We start from the raw sequence: 16,136 nt of genomic DNA on the forward strand, positions 1-16,136 counted from the left end.
CTACCAACCAGTCGAAAGGAAACTTCCATGTCCAAAACAATTCTGATCACCGGCGCAGGTTCCGGCTTCGGCAAGGGCGCTGCAATAGGCATGGCCAAGAACGGCCACGACATAATCGCCACCTGCCAGGTTTCGCCGATGGTCACCGCGCTGCGCAACGAGGTGGAGGCGCTCGGCCTGGCCGACCGAATTCGCGTCGCGCGGCTCGACCTCACCGATCCCTATGACATCCGCCAGGCCGAGGGCTGGGATTTCGACATTCTCTGGAACAACGCCGGTCAGGGTGAACCCGGCCCGGTCTGGGAAATTCCGGTCGACGTCGTGCGTCGCAATTTCGAGATCAACGTCTTCCTGCCACTCACGCTGACCCAGGGCGTCGTTCAGAAGTGGGTGCGCGAGGGCAAGAGTCAGGGCAAGAAGGTGGTCTTCACCTCCTCGATGGGCGGCCTGTTCACTCCGGCCAACTGGGGCACCTACGTTTCGACCAAGCACGCGCTGGAGTCGATCGCCGAGGCGCTGCAGCAGGAGCTCGCCGCATACGGGATCAAGATCCAGACGATCAATCCGGGCGCCTATTACACCGGCTACAACGAAACCATGGCCGACAATCCGTTCCGCTGGCTGGACGACAGCAAGAACATCACCAAGCGCGCCGACCTGCGCAAGGGGTTCGACGATTTCTTCGCGACGCCCGAAGGCAGGATGGATCCAAAGGAGATGATCGACCGCATGATCGAGATCGTTCCGGCCGACACGGGCAAGTTCCGCAACGTCTGCCCCAAGGTGATCGAGGACATGCTGAAGGATCACCAGCTCAAGGCCTGGGAAAACCAGATTTGAGCAGTCTCGCGGCGGCGGGCCCCCGCCGCCCACTCCGGTCCACCGATGGAAAGTCTGGGAAAGGATAAGTGAGATGAGCATGAGCAAGTCGCTGGCCACCGTTGTTGCCATGGCGATGATCCCAGTGGTGTCAGCCGGAGAAAGCCGGCCGCCGACCAAGCGGAAAACAAGAAAATCGTGCAGCGCGCCTTTGACGCTTGGGCCAATGGGACTGGCAGTCCCTACGACCTTCTGGCCGAGGATCCCTCCGGCCGCTGCGCAATGAGCGGCACGGTTGCGCAAACCGGCCACAGACTGCAGCCACAAGGCGACCGCAGTCACTTATGAGGAGATGTGACTATGAAGACTTGGCTTATCACCGGAGCCTCGCGAGGGTTCGGTGCGCGGATCGCACAGTTGGCGTTGGAGGGGGGCGACAACGTCGTGGCCACTGCCCGTAACGCGACCCTGATCACCGACAAACTCGGAGAGCGACCGAATTTGTTGGCCGTTCCACTCGACGTGACGAACGCGGACCAAGCCCGCCAGGCGGTGAAAGCCGGTGTCGAGCGTTTCGGTGGGATAAACGTCCTTCTGAACAATGCTGGGTTCGGGTTGCTTGGTGCCGTCGAAGAGGCATCGGCGGAGGAGGTAGAGCGACTTTATCGAACAAACGTCTTCGGTCTGCTGACCGTCACCCGCGCGGTCCTTCCGCAAATGCGTAAGCAGAAGTCGGGCAGAATCCTAAACATCTCTTCGATCGGCGGTTATAGAGCCGCGGCCGGCTTCGGAGTGTATTGCTCGACGAAGTTTGCAGTCGAGGGACTGTCGGAAGCTCTCCACGCAGAGCTCGCTCCGCTCGGTATACATGTATCGGTGATCGAGCCGGGCTACTTCCGGACGGACTTCTTGGATTCTTCCTCGCTGTCGATTAGCAGGGTTCGGATAAGCGACTACGACCAGACCGCAGGAGTAGTACGCGAGCGTGCCGCCAGCCTTAATCACAGTCAGCCTGGCGACCCGGAGAAATTCGCAAAACTCGTCGTCGAGTTCTCCGATGCGGTTGATCCGCCGGTTCGAATGCCTGTCGGAAGCGACACGATTGCCGCCATCGTGGCAAAGCACGACTCTGATGCCCGCATCATCTCAAAGTGGCGGCATGTCTCGATCTCGACCGATTTTGACGCGTCGAGTGCTGAAGGCGTATAAATACGGCCAGCACTGTCGGTCCAAGGCTACGCGTACTCGATCATCACTCCTCCCTCCGCACCGAAGGAGCAATTGTATGTCTTACGAACTCTCAATCAACGGTGAGAAATATACCCTCGACGTCGACGGTGATATTCCGCTCCTGTGGGTCCTGCGCGATACCTTAGGTCTTACCGGCACGAAATTCGGCTGCGGCATCGCCATGTGCGGGGCTTGCACCGTGCACGTTGACGGCGTCGCGATGAGATCGTGCGTGATGCCTGTAGCCGATGCAGCAACCAAGCCGATCACCACGATCGAGGCGATCGGCGAAACCGAAGCAGGGGCTCGAATTCAGAAGGCCTGGCTGGACATCGACGTCGTTCAATGCGGCTACTGTCAATCCGGGCAGATTATGTCCGCGACGGCCTTGCTGGCCGCGAACTCAGCGCCGACTGACGAAGATATCGATGCCGTCATGGCCGGAAATATCTGCCGATGCGGCACGTATCCGCGCATCCGGGCAGCGATCAAACAAGCTGCGGAAGGGAGGTAGGGCATGTCTCTTCACGACAAGATTAACCTCGCAATCTCGCGTCGCCAGTTCCTGATCAGTGCCTCGCTGACAGGCGCTGGCCTGGTTGTCGGGCTGCAGCCCTCCGTTCCGTCGGCCGCGCCGCAGCCGCTTGAACCGAATGCTTTCATTCGGATTCCCGCCGAAGGCAAAATCGTCTTCGTCATGCCGTCAGTCGAGATGGGACAGGGCATTTACACAGCCGTGGCCATGCTGTTGGCAGAAGAACTTGAAGTAACGCTTGATCAGGTGGTTCTCGAGCACGCACCTGCAGATCCCTCGCGCTATGCCAACCCGTTGCTGGGCGATCAGATCACTGGCGGGTCGGTGGCTATCCGCGCCGTGTACGAGCAGATGCGCAAGGCGGGCGCCGCCGCACGCATCGTCCTGGTGAATGCTGCCGCCCGCGGCTGGGGCGTCCAGCCCGAGACCTGCAAGGCGGAAGCCGGTCGAGTAATCCACATCGGCAGCGGTCGTCACGTGGCGTACGGAAGCCTCATCGGGGCTGCGGCATCCGAGGTCGTGCCGCAGGAGATGCAGTTGAAGCCGGCATCGAGCTTCGCAGTGATCGGGAAGGCGGTTCGGCGTCTCGACAGTCCTGAGAAGGTCAATGGCACGGCCAAGTTCGGGATCGACGCCCGGCCGGAAGGTGTCTCCTATGCCGCGATCGCGATCTGTCCTCATTTCGGCGGAAAGCTCGCTCACCTCGATGACAGTCCTGCCATGAGGGTCAAGGGCGTCAAGCAGGTCGTCCGCATCGAAGACGCGGTCGCAGTCCTTGCCGACAATACGGGCGCGGCTCGTAAAGGAATCGCAGCGTTGTCCATTGCGTGGGACCTCGGTCCCAGTGGCGCACTATCCCAGTCCGATCTTGAAAAGCGTGCCGAAGATGCGATCAGCGGCGAAGCACTTCCGCATATAAAGGAAGGGGACGTCGAGAAGGCAGAGGCGGAACATGGGCCGGTGCACGAGTTCATCTATCGGCTTCCAATCCTGACTCACACGGCGATGGAGCCCATGAACTGCACGCTTCACGTCCGCAACGATGGATGCGAGGTATGGGTCGGCACCCAGGTTATGGGGCGGGCGCGGCAGGCGGTTGCCGATGTTACCGGTCTTCCCGTCGATAGGGTCGTCGTACACAACCATCTGCTCGGCGGTGGTTTTGGCCGCAGGCTGGACGTCGACGGCATCATCGTGGCGGCGAAGATCGCAAAGCAGGTAGAAGGTCCGGTCAAGGTGACATGGAGCCGGGAAGAAGACATCCGGCACGACTGTTACCGCTATCTGAACTACAGCAAGGTCACCGCGACGCTTGGCCCCGATGGAATGCCCGTCTCCTGGCGGCACCGCGTCATCGGCCCTTCCGTCATGGCGCGCTGGCTTCCCGCCTTTACCCGCGACGGCATAGACCTTGACCAGATGGGCGGGGCGGAATCTCCGTATGCGATCCCGAACAAGTATACGGATTTTGCGCGCCACGAAGCGCCGGACGGCATGCTGACGGGCAATTGGCGTGGCGTCGGAGCGACAAGGAACATCCCGCCGATCGAAGGCGGGATAGACGAGCTCGCTCATATCGCGGGAGTTGACCCGCTCGAATACCGCCGGCGCCTATTGCAGCAGAAGCCGCGCCTGTTAGGCGCGCTCAATTTGGCGGCGGAGAAAGCCGGCTGGACTAACCCGCTCCCTCAGGGCGAGGGCAGGGGCATTGCCATTTCTGAAGACTTTGGCAGCCACGCGGCCACGATCTCCGAGGTAAGCGTCGGCGATAACGGAAGGCTTAGGATCGAGCGCATCATCTGCGCTGTCGATTGTGGACAGGTTATCAATCCGGACACCGTCGAAGCGCAGATCCAGAGCGGGATCGTCTATGGATTGAGCGCTGCCCTTTACGGGCGCATCACGGTCGCGAACGGAGCTGTCGTTGAGAGCAACTTCGACGATTCACCTGTGTTGCGAATCCATGAAACGCCAGAGATCGAGGTTCATATCGTGCCAAGTTCCGAGGCGCCCGGCGGCATAGGCGAAGTGGGCACGCCGGGCGTCGCGCCCTCGCTGCTCAATGCAATCTTCGTGGCGACCGGCAAGCGGTTGCGTTCGCTGCCGATAAATCAAAGCGATCTGCGGAGGGTGTGATCATGACAAAGAGAATGATTTCCGTCCTCTTCACGACTGCATTTGTTTCGGTGGCGATCGTAGCCGGAGTTGGACCTCTACAGAGTGCCGCGAACTCTGAAAACAACGCTCTCAAAACCGTTTCCGACTTTACTTCCATCAGCGACAGGGCTGCACGCTCAAAGGCGATCTTTGAGGAGGCGAGCCGGGTCATCACGCATCCCCGCTGTATCAATTGTCATCCCGCTACACGCAGTCCGACGCAGGGTGAGGACATGCACCCGCATGTGCCGCTGATGATTGCAGCCGACAGCTCATTTGGCCCTGCCGGCATTGCCTGTAGCACCTGCCATGGCCCGGAAAATAGAGATATCGTCGGCAGCCGCCTGAAGTCGATCCCCGGCAATGCACACTGGCAGCTCGCTCCGGCCAGTATGGCATGGCAAGGGCTGACCGTCGGGGAAATCTGCCGGCAGGTAAAAGATCCTGCGCGGAATGGAAATCGGTCGCATGCCGACCTGATCAAACATATGGGAACGGATCATCTGGTCGGCTGGGCTTGGCATCCAGGCAGTGGACGGACTGCAGCTCCGGGCTCGCAGGAGACCTTCGCTGCATTGATCTCGGCGTGGGTCGATACCGGTGCGGAGTGTCCGGACTGAAGTGTGGCAAGCTCGAAGGCAGCAAAACCATCGCGCAGCTCAACAGATCGGTAGACTTCTCGATGAAGCCGGTGGGATCAAGGACACATTCGTCACGCCAGCTAGTCTCCATGTCGCAACGGACGCGGTGAGAGCCTGGCCCCGCGGATTTATTGAAGTCAGCGAAAGGATTCGAGACGTTTGGAGGTGTCCAACCTATCGTGAGGGACGCAATTATAAACACCCAGTCTATCGAGAAATCCGCGCGTTCAGGCGGCTATTTGGCCATTCCTTTGAAACGATGGTGCGCGACCAGCTACGAGGTGGCGTCAAGGCTACTGTGACGCCATGTGACGATGCAGCAAAAGATCGGACTGCTCGCTTCAGAAGGCCGCATCCCAGGACGACGCGTGTAGGCGGTTTCGATACAGAGAGCGACAAGGAGCGTCTCGAACTTGCCTCACTCCTTGCTCGGAGTTCGCGAAGAGTCAAAGACGAAGCAAGGCGGACCGGATTGCCCGTAATCGAGATGATCCGTCTCTATGAGGAAGGACTGGCGGCTCTGCCCCGATCATAGCGTTTCTTGTCACCTCAGGCCGAAGCGAGTTGCGAAAACGGATGTGATTTCCGAAATCCTTTCAAGATCCGGGACGCAAATTAATAGCGTTGGGACGCTTTATAACCTCGTTACCTGTCTGAGTGGCGGGTCGGTTTGCTGGTCACAGGTTCTCACGAGCGCTTTGTCAGGAGAGCTCGCGTTTGGTGTTGAGCAAGGGGTTTGCCGCTCATACGCAGAATGACTGCAGCGGATGTTGATTGTCTCCTACGAATCCTCTCACGTCCCAGTGAGGGCGAGTGGTCTGGCGAGGTGATTTTGACGAACGCTGATGTCGGTTTATATCTTGGTGTCTCTGAGCACGAAGTATCAGCACTCGTGACCCAACGCATGTTGACGTCGAATGGAATCAGGTTCTCAACGCTTCGCGAGTCCGGGCGAATTATGTATGCGGATCCGAGACGCTCAGATTCCTCGAATTTCACGGAGATCCAATAAAAGCGAAGGCCGTGATCTTCCGAGATATCAGCGATGCTGGAGCCAGCGTAATTATTATCCGGCCGTCTGTACGCGATCGAGTGGCTGTAAGCAGTTATTTAGGCAGGCTGGGTTATCGATGATCTGGGCGCGAGACCAGCCAGTAAGCAGCATAAGAATCCCATTCCTTATGTTGGAACCAAGGATTTCCGTGGCTTGGCAGAATCTCAATTGATTCGTTTTGACAATACTGAGGAACCCGGCTTAAAGCGAAATCAACTCTGGCCTATAGCGAAACAGATTCGGTAAAAGGGAAGCCGATTCACCCAGAACCATTTATCAAAATAAAACGTCGAAGATAAATCAAAGAAATCAATGATCTAATCGAGCGAATGGTGCTGGACTCAATCTCTTTAATTCGCCCGGCAACGACGAGATAAAGGTCGGTGGCGTACGGGCAGTTGGAGTGGAAGCTCGCCCGCGCGGGGGCGCTTGTTTCCGGACTGCCGGAACTGGAAAGACCCCATTTGCGTCCGCGCTCGCGGCCGCCCTTGGAACGAGAGTGTTGTGCGAAGCAGGAGCGATGCTGACCCTCGGGACCTTGCTCGACGGGCGCCACCCCGATGCAGGGTAGAGCGCTTAAGGTGGACGGCCAGTGGCAACTCAGCGGTTGCCGTTCATCCGTGTTGCACGATGACGGGGTTGTTCAACCACACCGAAGGAAAGAGTCGGGCGCCAGCCCGCCAATTTTTCAGTCGGAGCAACCTGCCGACGCTGCGATCTGCCGGTTAAGAAACTTGATCTTCAGTCAGTGGATCGTCGGGTAAATACCGCTTCACCAGGGCCCTCATGAGTTTGGGTCGTGAGGTACCCCTGGGTTACTCAGGGTATAACGGATCGAGCCTGACAACGCGGCTAGCCTTCTGTGGACTGCGCTCTAGCGTTCGTGGCCAGCGAATTGTCGACCTGGCCCCACCCTTGTCCGCTGACAGGTCGAACGAACACGATCCGCCTTCTGGCTTAAGTGCAACGGTGTGTATCTCTCCTGAGGTGCTTAGTTCGGCAGTGGACATCATCTGCCGCCATTTTCCGGGAGCGGTGCCCGTTCATCGCTTGAGCACGCGGCTCAGCACGACGTGTTGGCTTGCCGCGGTCGAGGCCGCGTAAGATCACTCAGGGTAAGCCTCGACGCCCTCCGGCGGCGGCTTTTGGAAAAGGATGAATACAAGGGGGTTGGCAGGCTCGGACATCGCGTCCCTGCGCTGGCCCGTCACCTCTCCGGTAACGCCGCTTGTATATTCCGCAACAACCTCACCGAAGCTGTTGCGCTGGATCGCCACCTTCTGCCCGGCTTCGACCTTGTCGTTGAGCTTGACCAGGTGCTCGACGATCCCGCCTTCTGTTGCTAGAATCGGGAACGCACTGTTGCCAAGAAAAACACTCACGTCCTTGCCTGTGCGCCCCACGGGCCCAGCAATGATACCGTGATGCTTGAGGACGTTCATCGTACCTTCCACGAACAGCGAGATCATCTCGAGGTCCAAGACCCGTGCAGCGCCTATCTCCGGGCAAAAGGACGGGATGCCTGCGTCGACAAAAGCGTTGTGAAGGACACCGGGATACACATGACTGTCGAAGATCTGGCCGACTGGGTAGAGTTCCACCATCGCCTTGACCTCGGGAATGTCCATGCCGCCGATGTTGAATGCAGTGACATCGAAACCGCTCGTCCCGGTGTGGAAGTCGATCGCGGCGTCGGCGTTCGGCCGCAGCAGTCGGTTGAACAGGAGCCCGGCGTGTCGGCTCGGCGCGGTGGCTCCGTTCTCGTTCCCTGGCCATTCCCGGTTCATGTCGATCAGATCGTTGCCCCTTCCAAAATTGGGCCATCTACGCTGCATGCCTTCGATGGCCGGGCGGGAGATGTCCGTGACCGTCATCACCGTGCCCGACATCTGCACCGGGTCGAGCTGGTTCATCACGGTCTGGACCGTATGTATGGAACTCATCTCGTCGCCATGCACGCCACTGGTCATGACGACGCGCTTGCCCGGCTTCGCCCCCTTGGCGACCGTCACTGACACATACCAGTACTGTCCGGTGGGCATCTGCACGCCCTGAAAATACAAGAGGTGCTTCTGCCCAGATTCCAGGTCGTTGACGTCGAGCGCGCTGACGACCTTTTTTCCCTGGATCACTTCGCCGGTATAGACCGTTCCCTGAGACCCATCGGATGCGGCTTCGACAGAGGGAGCCGCTGCATCCTGGGCTTTCACAGAGCCGGCCGCGAGAGTGGCCGCGGCGCCGACCGGGGCGATGGATGCTATTAGCAGATCGCGACGGTCCAGGCCTTTTTTGGAGTTGCCGGACATGATGAAGTCCCTTGTGAAATGTGGGTGGGGTGGCGGATAGATTTCCTGGCATTTCATGATTTAGTTCGATCGACATCTGAGCAGGGGGCCCCCCAACGTTCGCGAGATAAATGCACCTAGTGCATAAATTCGCGGTTCCGCTACGATGCCTTCGACAGCATCGTCACCTCACCACTTTCCGCTCACGCTCGATCAACAGTCCCGAATCCGGAGGCCACCGTTGGCAAGAACAGAGGGCAGCCGGGATGCAATTTGGGCGGTTGCTTCAGGAACCAATGCCTGGACTTCGTTCGCCGGTGGATCGTGGCTACAGTTTGAGAACCCTCACGATGCCTGCATGTGAGAGCGCAAGCAGCGCAGCGCCGCAGTTGTTGTTCTGTTGCTTTCCACTACTATCGAGATAATCAGTACTGGAATAGTCAAACCTAATCAGTTCCGTTTCAGTCGTTTGAAGATAACGCCTTCTGGCCGCCTTGCCATTGGCTCAGAATTCCAAAACTGTGCGTCTCGTCCTACATCAGACGATATTCTTGAAAGCGCTGCTCTGTTCTCGCGGCCTATCGTCCAATGTAGTCAGCCACACCGAGATAACCCCTGGGCGCGCGGTTAAGATCGTTGCCTCAGTCCATGTCCGTGATTCCCCTAATTCGACATCCTTTCTGTCAGTCGGTTCCACTTCCGGTTCGGCGATTGGCGAAGAAAGTCTTCAGCCGCAAGATGTCGTCGGCGGTTACGTTCGGCGGATCGGTCACCGCTACCCATCCGTCGATGTAGTGGCGAACCAGAACAAGGTTGTCGCGACGATCGCACCGATCGCATAGGAAATCCGCACGGGAACGAAGCGCGCGAATGTCGTCGAGACGCGTAACCGCGTCGAGCGGCTTGATCAGCATGTTCACAGTGAATGCCCCGGGCGACGGCGGCAAAGCCCAAGGCGAGAAGAGGGTGGCGCCCGACAGCGAGATATGCGATGCCCGCGAGAGGAATAAGGACGAGATAGCCAGCGTCCGCCGCAACGCTGGCGATGATGCCCACGAAAGCAAGGATGTAGGTCAGCGCCCAGCGCGGGGATACAATCACCAGTTTCCGAATCAACGCCGTCACAAGCCCGGATTCCTCGGCGACGCCAGCGCCAACCATCGCGGCTATCATCAGTCCGACCGCGGTGAAGCTCATGAAATTCGGGATGAGCGACTCGTACATGAAGCGGATGCCGTCGGTGTTCAGCAGGCTCCTGATCGAAGTCGTAGCGGCCTCGATCTCATGGCTTTCCGGATTGATCCGCTCAAAGGTTATCGAGGCACCGAATGTACCCAGAAGGGCCGACAGTCCAATCACTATGGCGATGAGGATGAGAAAGATTATGACGGGGTGGGGGACCATGTTGCCCACCTTTTCGACCCCATCGAGGAATCTCTGCATAACGGTTTTTGGAGCCGCTCCCGCCGTGGACATGGGTGATCTCCTAGCCCTTAGCCCCGCAGCGCGAGGCGCAACGCCGACATCGCCGACGCGGACGAACTACAACCCATCTTAGTTGGAGCAGCCGCAGAGTCGTGAGCGCAGAAGCCACGACCTGAGCAGGGTGTCCCGAAAAGATCCCGCAGTGGGGAGGCTGCCGCCACAAGAAGCGCGACGTATAAAACAGCGCCGTGCGACGCGAAATGCAGCTGTAGCGCGATATCACGATCTCCAAATAGCTCCGTAGCGGTTGTGGTTTGTTGTGAAAAATGATACTAGTGCTCAGGTTTGAAATGGAAAATCTTTCGTGGACATCGGCGAAGGTATCGTCATGGACAACATGCCAGAGACGGGTACCGAGCGAGCGATTGATTACAAATTCCCTTGCTCGATAGATGTGAGTACCCAATCGTTTCCCAGGGACAACCAATTCGAGATATTCAGGAATGCTCACGTTGGCGTCGCTGATCTGAGATTCTGCAAGAGCGCGGACGGTTCCTTTCCCGCCCGACTGAAGGTCTGGCTGCTCGGTTCGATGCTGGTTGTTTCCACTGTCCTGCCAGGAAAAGGCTACGCCCACGAATGGCGGCACGTGAAGAAGGCGGCATTGGATAACTGGTATTTGTGCTTGCCGGTCCAGGCCCTGGAGCGCGCCTCTGGAGGGCAGACCTTGCCCCATCTTCGATGCCTGGCCAAACCGTTCGAGGTCATGGTGGAAGATGAGGGCGCATTGTCGGTCTTTCTTCCGTCAGATGGGTTTGTCGCGACGTCCACGCTCGAGAGCCTGCTCCATAGGAAGATGGAGGGCGCGTTGGGCCATCTCCTCGCCGACTACCTTGTGCTTCTGGCTCGATCGTTGGCCGACCTCACCGTGGCAGAGGTGCCATACGTGGTCGAGGCCACGAGGAACCTTATCATCGCTTGTCTAGCTCCCTCGCAAGATCGGGTCGTAGACGCTCAAACACCAATTGGGGCGGTAGTTCTGGAACGCGCCAAGCGTTTGATAAACACGAGACTTGCCGACCACTCGCTCACTGCCGAGACGATCTGCAGCGAGCTAGGTGTCTCGCGCTCCCGGTTATATCGATTATTCGCGCCGCTGGGTGGTGTTGCGGCCTATATCCGGCATGAGCGTCTGGTCAGGACGCGTGCAGGAATCACCAATAGCAATGACGTTCGGGCTATATTTCATATCGCGGAGGAATGGGGTTTTGACGATCCGTCCGCATATAGCCGGGCCTTCAGACACGAGTTTGGAATGACGCCAAAAGAGGCGCGGGAGGTCGGTTGGGTCCGGGATGTCTTTCATGTTCAACGAGAGAAGAATCTTCCGCATGGAGGCCCGCTCACACTCTGCCAGGCCCTTCGTGGTGTCGCCTAGTCCGGCCGCCTTGCTGCCGTGCCTAACTTGATCATCGCGAATTGGTGACCCGTACTTCCGCGACACCGGAACAACCCAACGATAGTCACGGTCGTTCTACGGGTGCTGACGGATGAGATTCGCTATAAACTGACCGTGCTGGTCTATAGCGCGATAGAGTCAGCCATAGGGAACTTGAGCTTGCCGGAGCGATCGGCATACACGCAGGTCCTTTGAGCAGCTTCGAAGATTGTATCCGCGCGCGACCCATGCGTCGCTCGAACCATCTCTCCGTCCGAGGCACGGTTTCGGCCCTCTACCGTGGCCCCGCCAATCCGTGGCCATTCATATTCGACGGCATTCGAAAGTCTACATGTCGAAGATTTCAAGCCGTGGATCGACTTTTGTCGCGACCTTCCGACTGCGAACGACGCTCCGGATTACACCATCGACTGTGAAGAGGTCGGCTTCCATTTGGACCTGTCTACGAGTGCGGTAATAGCAAAACTCGGAGCCTTCTTTCGCGCAGGCGAGATAACCACGATGAGGCGGCTTACCAATTTCCGAGCCGCCTACGTTTCGATCCGGGAAGTATTCAACCTGCTTGCTATTAACGGCCGATGGGAAACTGAATTAAATATCACGAGGCTACTTAACAAGGCTAACGTGAAATGCTGTGATCAGCAGAAGTCATTCAGGCTTCGACAGGCTGTCAATTTCTTGAAAGTCGCCTGGCGAACGGCATCAGGTTAGTGAATCAAAAATCTCAAAAGCGCTGAATCAAATTTTTTGCCAACTCTTGTTCTTTCAGCCACTTCGCTGATCCGTTTGAACTGGTCCTATATACAGTGGGCAAAACGAGGCGAATTCTACTTGTCTGCCAAATGCAGTTCGTTGATTCCGGAAGCTCATCTTGAACGATGAGCAAAGGACGCAGTCGAGGAAAAATAAACCTCGATAAGTCGCCGTAGGAGCACTCATCACAGATAGTAATTCAGTGAGCTGGCACAAGAATCAAACGCCTGCTGCCAAGAGTTCAGCGGCGTCCCATCAGACGTGACCGGATCGCATTCGAGACAGCATCGAAGGCAAACACGACAATCAGGATGAGGAGCACCATGTAGCCGACGTTCTCCCAGTCCTGGTTGGTGCGCATCGCCTCCCAGAGTTTGAGGCCGATTCCTCCCGCACCGACGGCGCCGATGATCGTCGCGGAGCGCGTGTTGGACTCCCAGAAGTAGAGAGCCTGGGACGCGAAGACAGGAAGCACCTGCGGCAGCACGCCGAACCGCTGCACCGCAATCGGCGACGCTCCGACGGAGCGGACGCCTTCCCGCTGCTTCTCGTCGATGTTCTCGAGCGATTCCGAATACAGTTTGCCCAGCGTCCCGGTGTCCGTGAAGAAGATCGCCGAGATGCCGGCCAAAGGCCCAGGCCCGAAGCCGCGTGTGAAGAAAAGCGCCCAGATCAGCATGTCGACTGAGCGAAGGAAATCGAAGAACCGTTTCGTCACCTGGTTCGCAGGGCGGTTGCGCGTGATGTTGCGTGCCGCCACGAATGCCAGGGGGAAAGCGACGAGCGAGGCGAACAGGGTGCCGACGAACGCCATTACGATGGTCTGCAGGAGCTTGGTCCAGACGTCGAGGTGCTGCCATTCGCTGTTGTAGAGGATGTTGTCCCAGGCGAGAGCGAGGTTGCTTTGCTCCGGGTCGATGCGTGGACCGCTGAGGATGAAGCTCGCAACCTCGGAATATGGCTTCCCGAAGAAGGGAGACCGCGTGTCGAACAGAAAATTCGCCCACCCGAGAAACCGCTTGTGGACCTTGACGTCGTTGGTCGTGACTTCCGCCCAGCCGGCGAATCCGAAGCTGGCGATGACCTTCTCGCCCGGCCGCCTCTGCGACGCCCAGTCCGGAAGGGGAGCGTCAATGCGGATGTCGGGTCTGCCCATAGGCACGACGACCGTTTCTTCGCCTCTCGTCAACACCGCCTTATTGGCAGTCATTTCTATCGAGGAGCTGTTGCTCATGGCGATCCGCGCCCGTGTGACAACCTCCTCGGTAACGGTTGCCGGAGCGGTCGCCGCCGGGGCCCGCGCGGGCGAGCCGGACCCGTTAGGTGCGGACGTTCCCATAGCCGCACCGGGAGCCATCAGCGATATGCTGCTTTTCGGTTTTGTCTGCGGCTCGGACGGGCTGGCCGTCAGTGTGGCCGTGCCGGTCTGATGGGTGACGACGGATTTTTCGGTCTGCACCCAGTCGGGGTTCGGATGTTCGCCGAGCGGATCGAACCGCGAATAGGAAATCTTCATGGTCCCGTCGGCTGCCATGTCGATCTCGGGACGGACCTCGAAAGAGATCCAGTCGGCAAGATAGGTGCCGGCGATCGAGTAGTCGGCCTGAGAGAAGACCTTTGCGAACGCGAAGAACCAGAACGAGAACGCCACATAGCCGGCAGCGAGAATGACGAGAAGGGGAGCGCGGTAGCGGCGCAGCCAGGTCGTGTCGAAGAGCTGCGGGTGGCGCGCGGCGATGTCGGCCTTTTGGACGGGCGAAAGCGTGTTCATCGATGCAACCTCATGCGACGGCGCGGAACGACTGCTCGCCGACCAGCTTTCTGCGCAGCCATGCGGAGAACTGGTCGACGGCAATGATGGTGCAGAAAAGGAGGAATACGATTGCAAGAGTCTTTGCCGGATGACCCTGTCCGATCGAAAGCCTGAGAAGTTCGCCGATGCCGCCGCCGCCGACCGCACCGATGATCGTGGACGCCCGCACGTTGATCTCGAGCCTCAGGAGGAAATAGCTCACGAAGTTGGGCATGACCTGCGGCACCATTCCGAACCAGACCCGTTCGAGCCAAGTCGCGCCGACGGCCCGCAGGCCTTCGTCAGGGCGCATGTCGGCATTCTCCACTACCTCGAAGAACATCTTTCCCAGCGCTCCGGTGGTGTGGACGGATAGTGCGATGATCGCCGGGACCGGCCCGAGCGAGAGGATCGCGAGGCAAAATCCCGCGATGACGACCTCGGGAAACGCCCGCAGGATCTCCATGAAACGGCGCACCGCCCCCCGGACATAAGCATTCGGCATCATGTTCCTCGCAGCGAAGAAGCACAGTGCAAATCCCAGGAAGAAGCCGACGCCCGTGGAGAAGATGGCGATGTTCACCGTCTCGACGATCTTTTCGACATATTCCGGAACGTAGAGGGTTTGCGTGACGTAGAACCGGCCCTCGGGGTAGTCGTACTTCTGGCTGCCGTCGTAATAGGGGGAGGGGAGATCGAGCAGCGCGCGCGCCGGTTCCCACGCGTCGCGCGGCACGAGGTCCCCCACGAAGTCTGCCAGATAGGGGAGGCGGTCCCAAAATTTGCCCGCGTTGGTCTCATTGGCGAACCACACCGAACCCGCGGTGAAGACGACGACGAGAAACAGGGCAAGGAACGTCTTGCCGCGGCGCCGGGAGGCAAGCTCGTGCCAGTGCCGCTCGATCATGCTTGCAGTTTCACTCGGGGGGTGGCGCAGCGTAGTGTCGCTCATCTTCAACCTGTCGAACGTGGGATATGGCAAAGCCGCCGGAGGGATCCGGCGGCCTTGCGAGAGGAAACGGCATCAGCCGCCAATGGCTGCCTTGCGGACATCGATGATCGGCTTGTAGAAGTCTACGTTGACTTCGGTGTAGCCTTTGAAGTCGCCACCCTGAATGGCCGCGAAGCAGGCCGGATCGGACTTTGGCAGCCCGAGCATGAATGCCTTGAACTTGGTCTTCATGTCGTCGTTCAGCGAGGAACGGATGACGATCGGGCCATTCGGGATGAGCGGCGACCTCCAAAGCTCGACGAGGTCGTCCATGTTCAGGATGCCCTTGTCGACCATCTTGCGAAGGTTACCGGAGCTGTAGCCATCCTTGAACTCGCCCACGCCCGACGCCCAGGTGGTGCCCGCGTCGAAGTTGCCCTTTACGACTTCCAAGACGAGGTTCTCGTGGCCGCCGCCAAAGCCGGTGGAAGAGAAGTATTCCTTGACCGGAGCGCCAATGGATTCAGGCAGCGTAACGAGGGGAACGAGGTAGCCGGAAGTCGAGTCAGGATCGGCAAAGCCGAGCTTCTTGCCCTTCACGTCTTCTAGCTTCTTGATGCCGCTGTCTTTGCGGGCAACCATGACCGAGTAGTAGCCGGTTGCACCGTCGGTCTGCACGGTCGTCAGGATCGGTTCGACGGCCTTGGAATTGGCGAGATAAACCTTGGCATAGGCGGAGGCGCCAAGTTCTGCGTAGTCGAGCGTGCCGCCAAGCAGGCCCTGGACGACGCCGTCATAGTCGGCTGCCGGGAAGAAGGAGACCTTCTCGACGCCGATCGCAGCGGGAAGCTTTTCCGACAGGCACTGGAAATTGCGCAGGCGGTCAGCCTCGTTTTCGCCGCCGAGAATGCCGACGCGGAATTCCTTGAGGTCTTCGGCTGCGGCAGCGCCGGCAAGCGCTAGAAGCGCTGTCGCGGCAAAGAGTGCTTTCTTCAACATGGTTCTCTCCTAATTGACCGGTTCCCCGGTGGTCTTGCTGTTACGAAGAAGTGTGC

10 protein-coding genes and 1 pseudogene are annotated in these 16,136 nt (G+C 58.7%); 6 read left to right on the top strand and 5 right to left on the bottom strand.

The window, feature by feature from the left end; genetic code table 11:
- The first annotated feature begins 27 nt into the window (after window positions 1-27).
- The 5 genes from A3C3_RS0112665 (at window position 28) to A3C3_RS0112685 (ending at window position 5,361) form a co-directional block, all read left to right on the top strand.
- A complete protein-coding gene (locus A3C3_RS0112665; RefSeq protein ID WP_022714979.1) occupies window positions 28-840 on the top strand; it encodes an SDR family oxidoreductase in 813 nt (270 codons plus the stop codon).
- A 339-nt stretch (window positions 841-1,179) separates the two neighbouring features.
- A complete protein-coding gene (locus tag A3C3_RS0112670; RefSeq protein WP_022714980.1) occupies window positions 1,180-2,028 on the top strand; it encodes an SDR family NAD(P)-dependent oxidoreductase in 849 nt (282 codons plus the stop codon).
- A gap of 76 nt (window positions 2,029-2,104) precedes the next feature.
- Complete coding sequence (locus A3C3_RS0112675; protein WP_022714981.1) at window positions 2,105-2,563, top strand: (2Fe-2S)-binding protein; 459 nt, start codon at window positions 2,105-2,107, stop codon at window positions 2,561-2,563.
- Between the two features lie 3 nt (window positions 2,564-2,566).
- Window positions 2,567-4,720 (top strand): xanthine dehydrogenase family protein molybdopterin-binding subunit, encoded by a 2,154-nt coding sequence (locus A3C3_RS0112680; protein WP_022714982.1) that lies wholly within the window; start codon window positions 2,567-2,569, stop codon window positions 4,718-4,720.
- A 2-nt stretch (window positions 4,721-4,722) separates the two neighbouring features.
- A complete protein-coding gene (locus A3C3_RS0112685; protein ID WP_022714983.1) occupies window positions 4,723-5,361 on the top strand; it encodes a hypothetical protein in 639 nt (212 codons plus the stop codon).
- A gap of 2,181 nt (window positions 5,362-7,542) precedes the next feature.
- On the opposite strand, the gene A3C3_RS0112690 is transcribed toward A3C3_RS0112685, so the two are convergent.
- Both A3C3_RS0112690 and A3C3_RS43555 read right to left on the bottom strand, forming a co-directional pair.
- Window positions 7,543-8,742 carry a M14 family metallopeptidase gene (locus A3C3_RS0112690; protein ID WP_028739599.1) on the bottom strand — a complete coding sequence of 400 codons (1,200 nt, stop codon included), beginning with the start codon at window positions 8,740-8,742 and terminating at the stop codon, window positions 7,543-7,545.
- 866 nt (window positions 8,743-9,608) lie between these two features.
- Window positions 9,609-10,197, bottom strand: a pseudogene (locus tag A3C3_RS43555) (AbgT family transporter); the annotation flags it as partial.
- Between the two features lie 313 nt (window positions 10,198-10,510).
- Between A3C3_RS43555 and A3C3_RS38265 the strand changes: the two are divergent.
- Entirely contained in the window at window positions 10,511-11,584 is a 1,074-nt protein-coding gene (locus A3C3_RS38265) for a helix-turn-helix domain-containing protein (protein ID WP_022714987.1), read from the top strand.
- A gap of 1,015 nt (window positions 11,585-12,599) precedes the next feature.
- Here the strand turns inward: A3C3_RS38265 and phnE (A3C3_RS0112715) are convergent.
- The 3 genes from phnE (A3C3_RS0112715) to phnD all read right to left on the bottom strand — a co-directional run bounded on the left by phnE (A3C3_RS0112715) (window position 12,600) and on the right by phnD (window position 16,080).
- Window positions 12,600-14,129, bottom strand: a complete 1,530-nt coding sequence (gene phnE / locus A3C3_RS0112715; RefSeq protein WP_022714989.1) for a phosphonate ABC transporter, permease protein PhnE — start codon at window positions 14,127-14,129, stop codon at window positions 12,600-12,602.
- A gap of 10 nt (window positions 14,130-14,139) precedes the next feature.
- Window positions 14,140-15,102, bottom strand: coding sequence for a phosphonate ABC transporter, permease protein PhnE (gene phnE / locus A3C3_RS0112720; RefSeq protein WP_028739601.1), 963 nt, complete (start codon window positions 15,100-15,102; stop codon window positions 14,140-14,142).
- Between the two features lie 72 nt (window positions 15,103-15,174).
- Window positions 15,175-16,080 (bottom strand): phosphonate ABC transporter substrate-binding protein, encoded by a 906-nt coding sequence (gene phnD / locus A3C3_RS0112725; protein WP_022714991.1) that lies wholly within the window; start codon window positions 16,078-16,080, stop codon window positions 15,175-15,177.
- Window positions 16,081-16,136 lie beyond the last annotated feature (56 nt).

Origin of the sequence: Rhizobium mongolense USDA 1844, assembly GCF_000419765.1 — a bacterium.
GTDB lineage: Bacteria > Pseudomonadota > Alphaproteobacteria > Rhizobiales > Rhizobiaceae > Rhizobium > Rhizobium mongolense.

Excerpts from the sequence above, each read along its gene's own strand:
- A3C3_RS0112665 (WP_022714979.1), top strand. The coding sequence starts at position 28 with ATGTCCAAAACAATTCTGATCACCGGCGCAGGTTCCGGCTTCGGCAAG.
- A3C3_RS0112670 (WP_022714980.1), top strand. The coding sequence starts at position 1,180 with ATGAAGACTTGGCTTATCACCGGAGCCTCGCGAGGGTTCGGTGCGCGG.
- A3C3_RS0112675 (WP_022714981.1), top strand. The coding sequence starts at position 2,105 with ATGTCTTACGAACTCTCAATCAACGGTGAGAAATATACCCTCGACGTC.
- A3C3_RS0112680 (WP_022714982.1), top strand. The coding sequence starts at position 2,567 with ATGTCTCTTCACGACAAGATTAACCTCGCAATCTCGCGTCGCCAGTTC.
- A3C3_RS0112685 (WP_022714983.1), top strand. The coding sequence starts at position 4,723 with ATGACAAAGAGAATGATTTCCGTCCTCTTCACGACTGCATTTGTTTCG.
- A3C3_RS0112690 (WP_028739599.1), bottom strand. The coding sequence starts at position 8,742 with ATGTCCGGCAACTCCAAAAAAGGCCTGGACCGTCGCGATCTGCTAATA.
- phnE (WP_022714989.1), bottom strand. The coding sequence starts at position 14,129 with ATGAACACGCTTTCGCCCGTCCAAAAGGCCGACATCGCCGCGCGCCAC.
- phnE (WP_028739601.1), bottom strand. The coding sequence starts at position 15,102 with ATGAGCGACACTACGCTGCGCCACCCCCCGAGTGAAACTGCAAGCATG.
- phnD (WP_022714991.1), bottom strand. The coding sequence starts at position 16,080 with ATGTTGAAGAAAGCACTCTTTGCCGCGACAGCGCTTCTAGCGCTTGCC.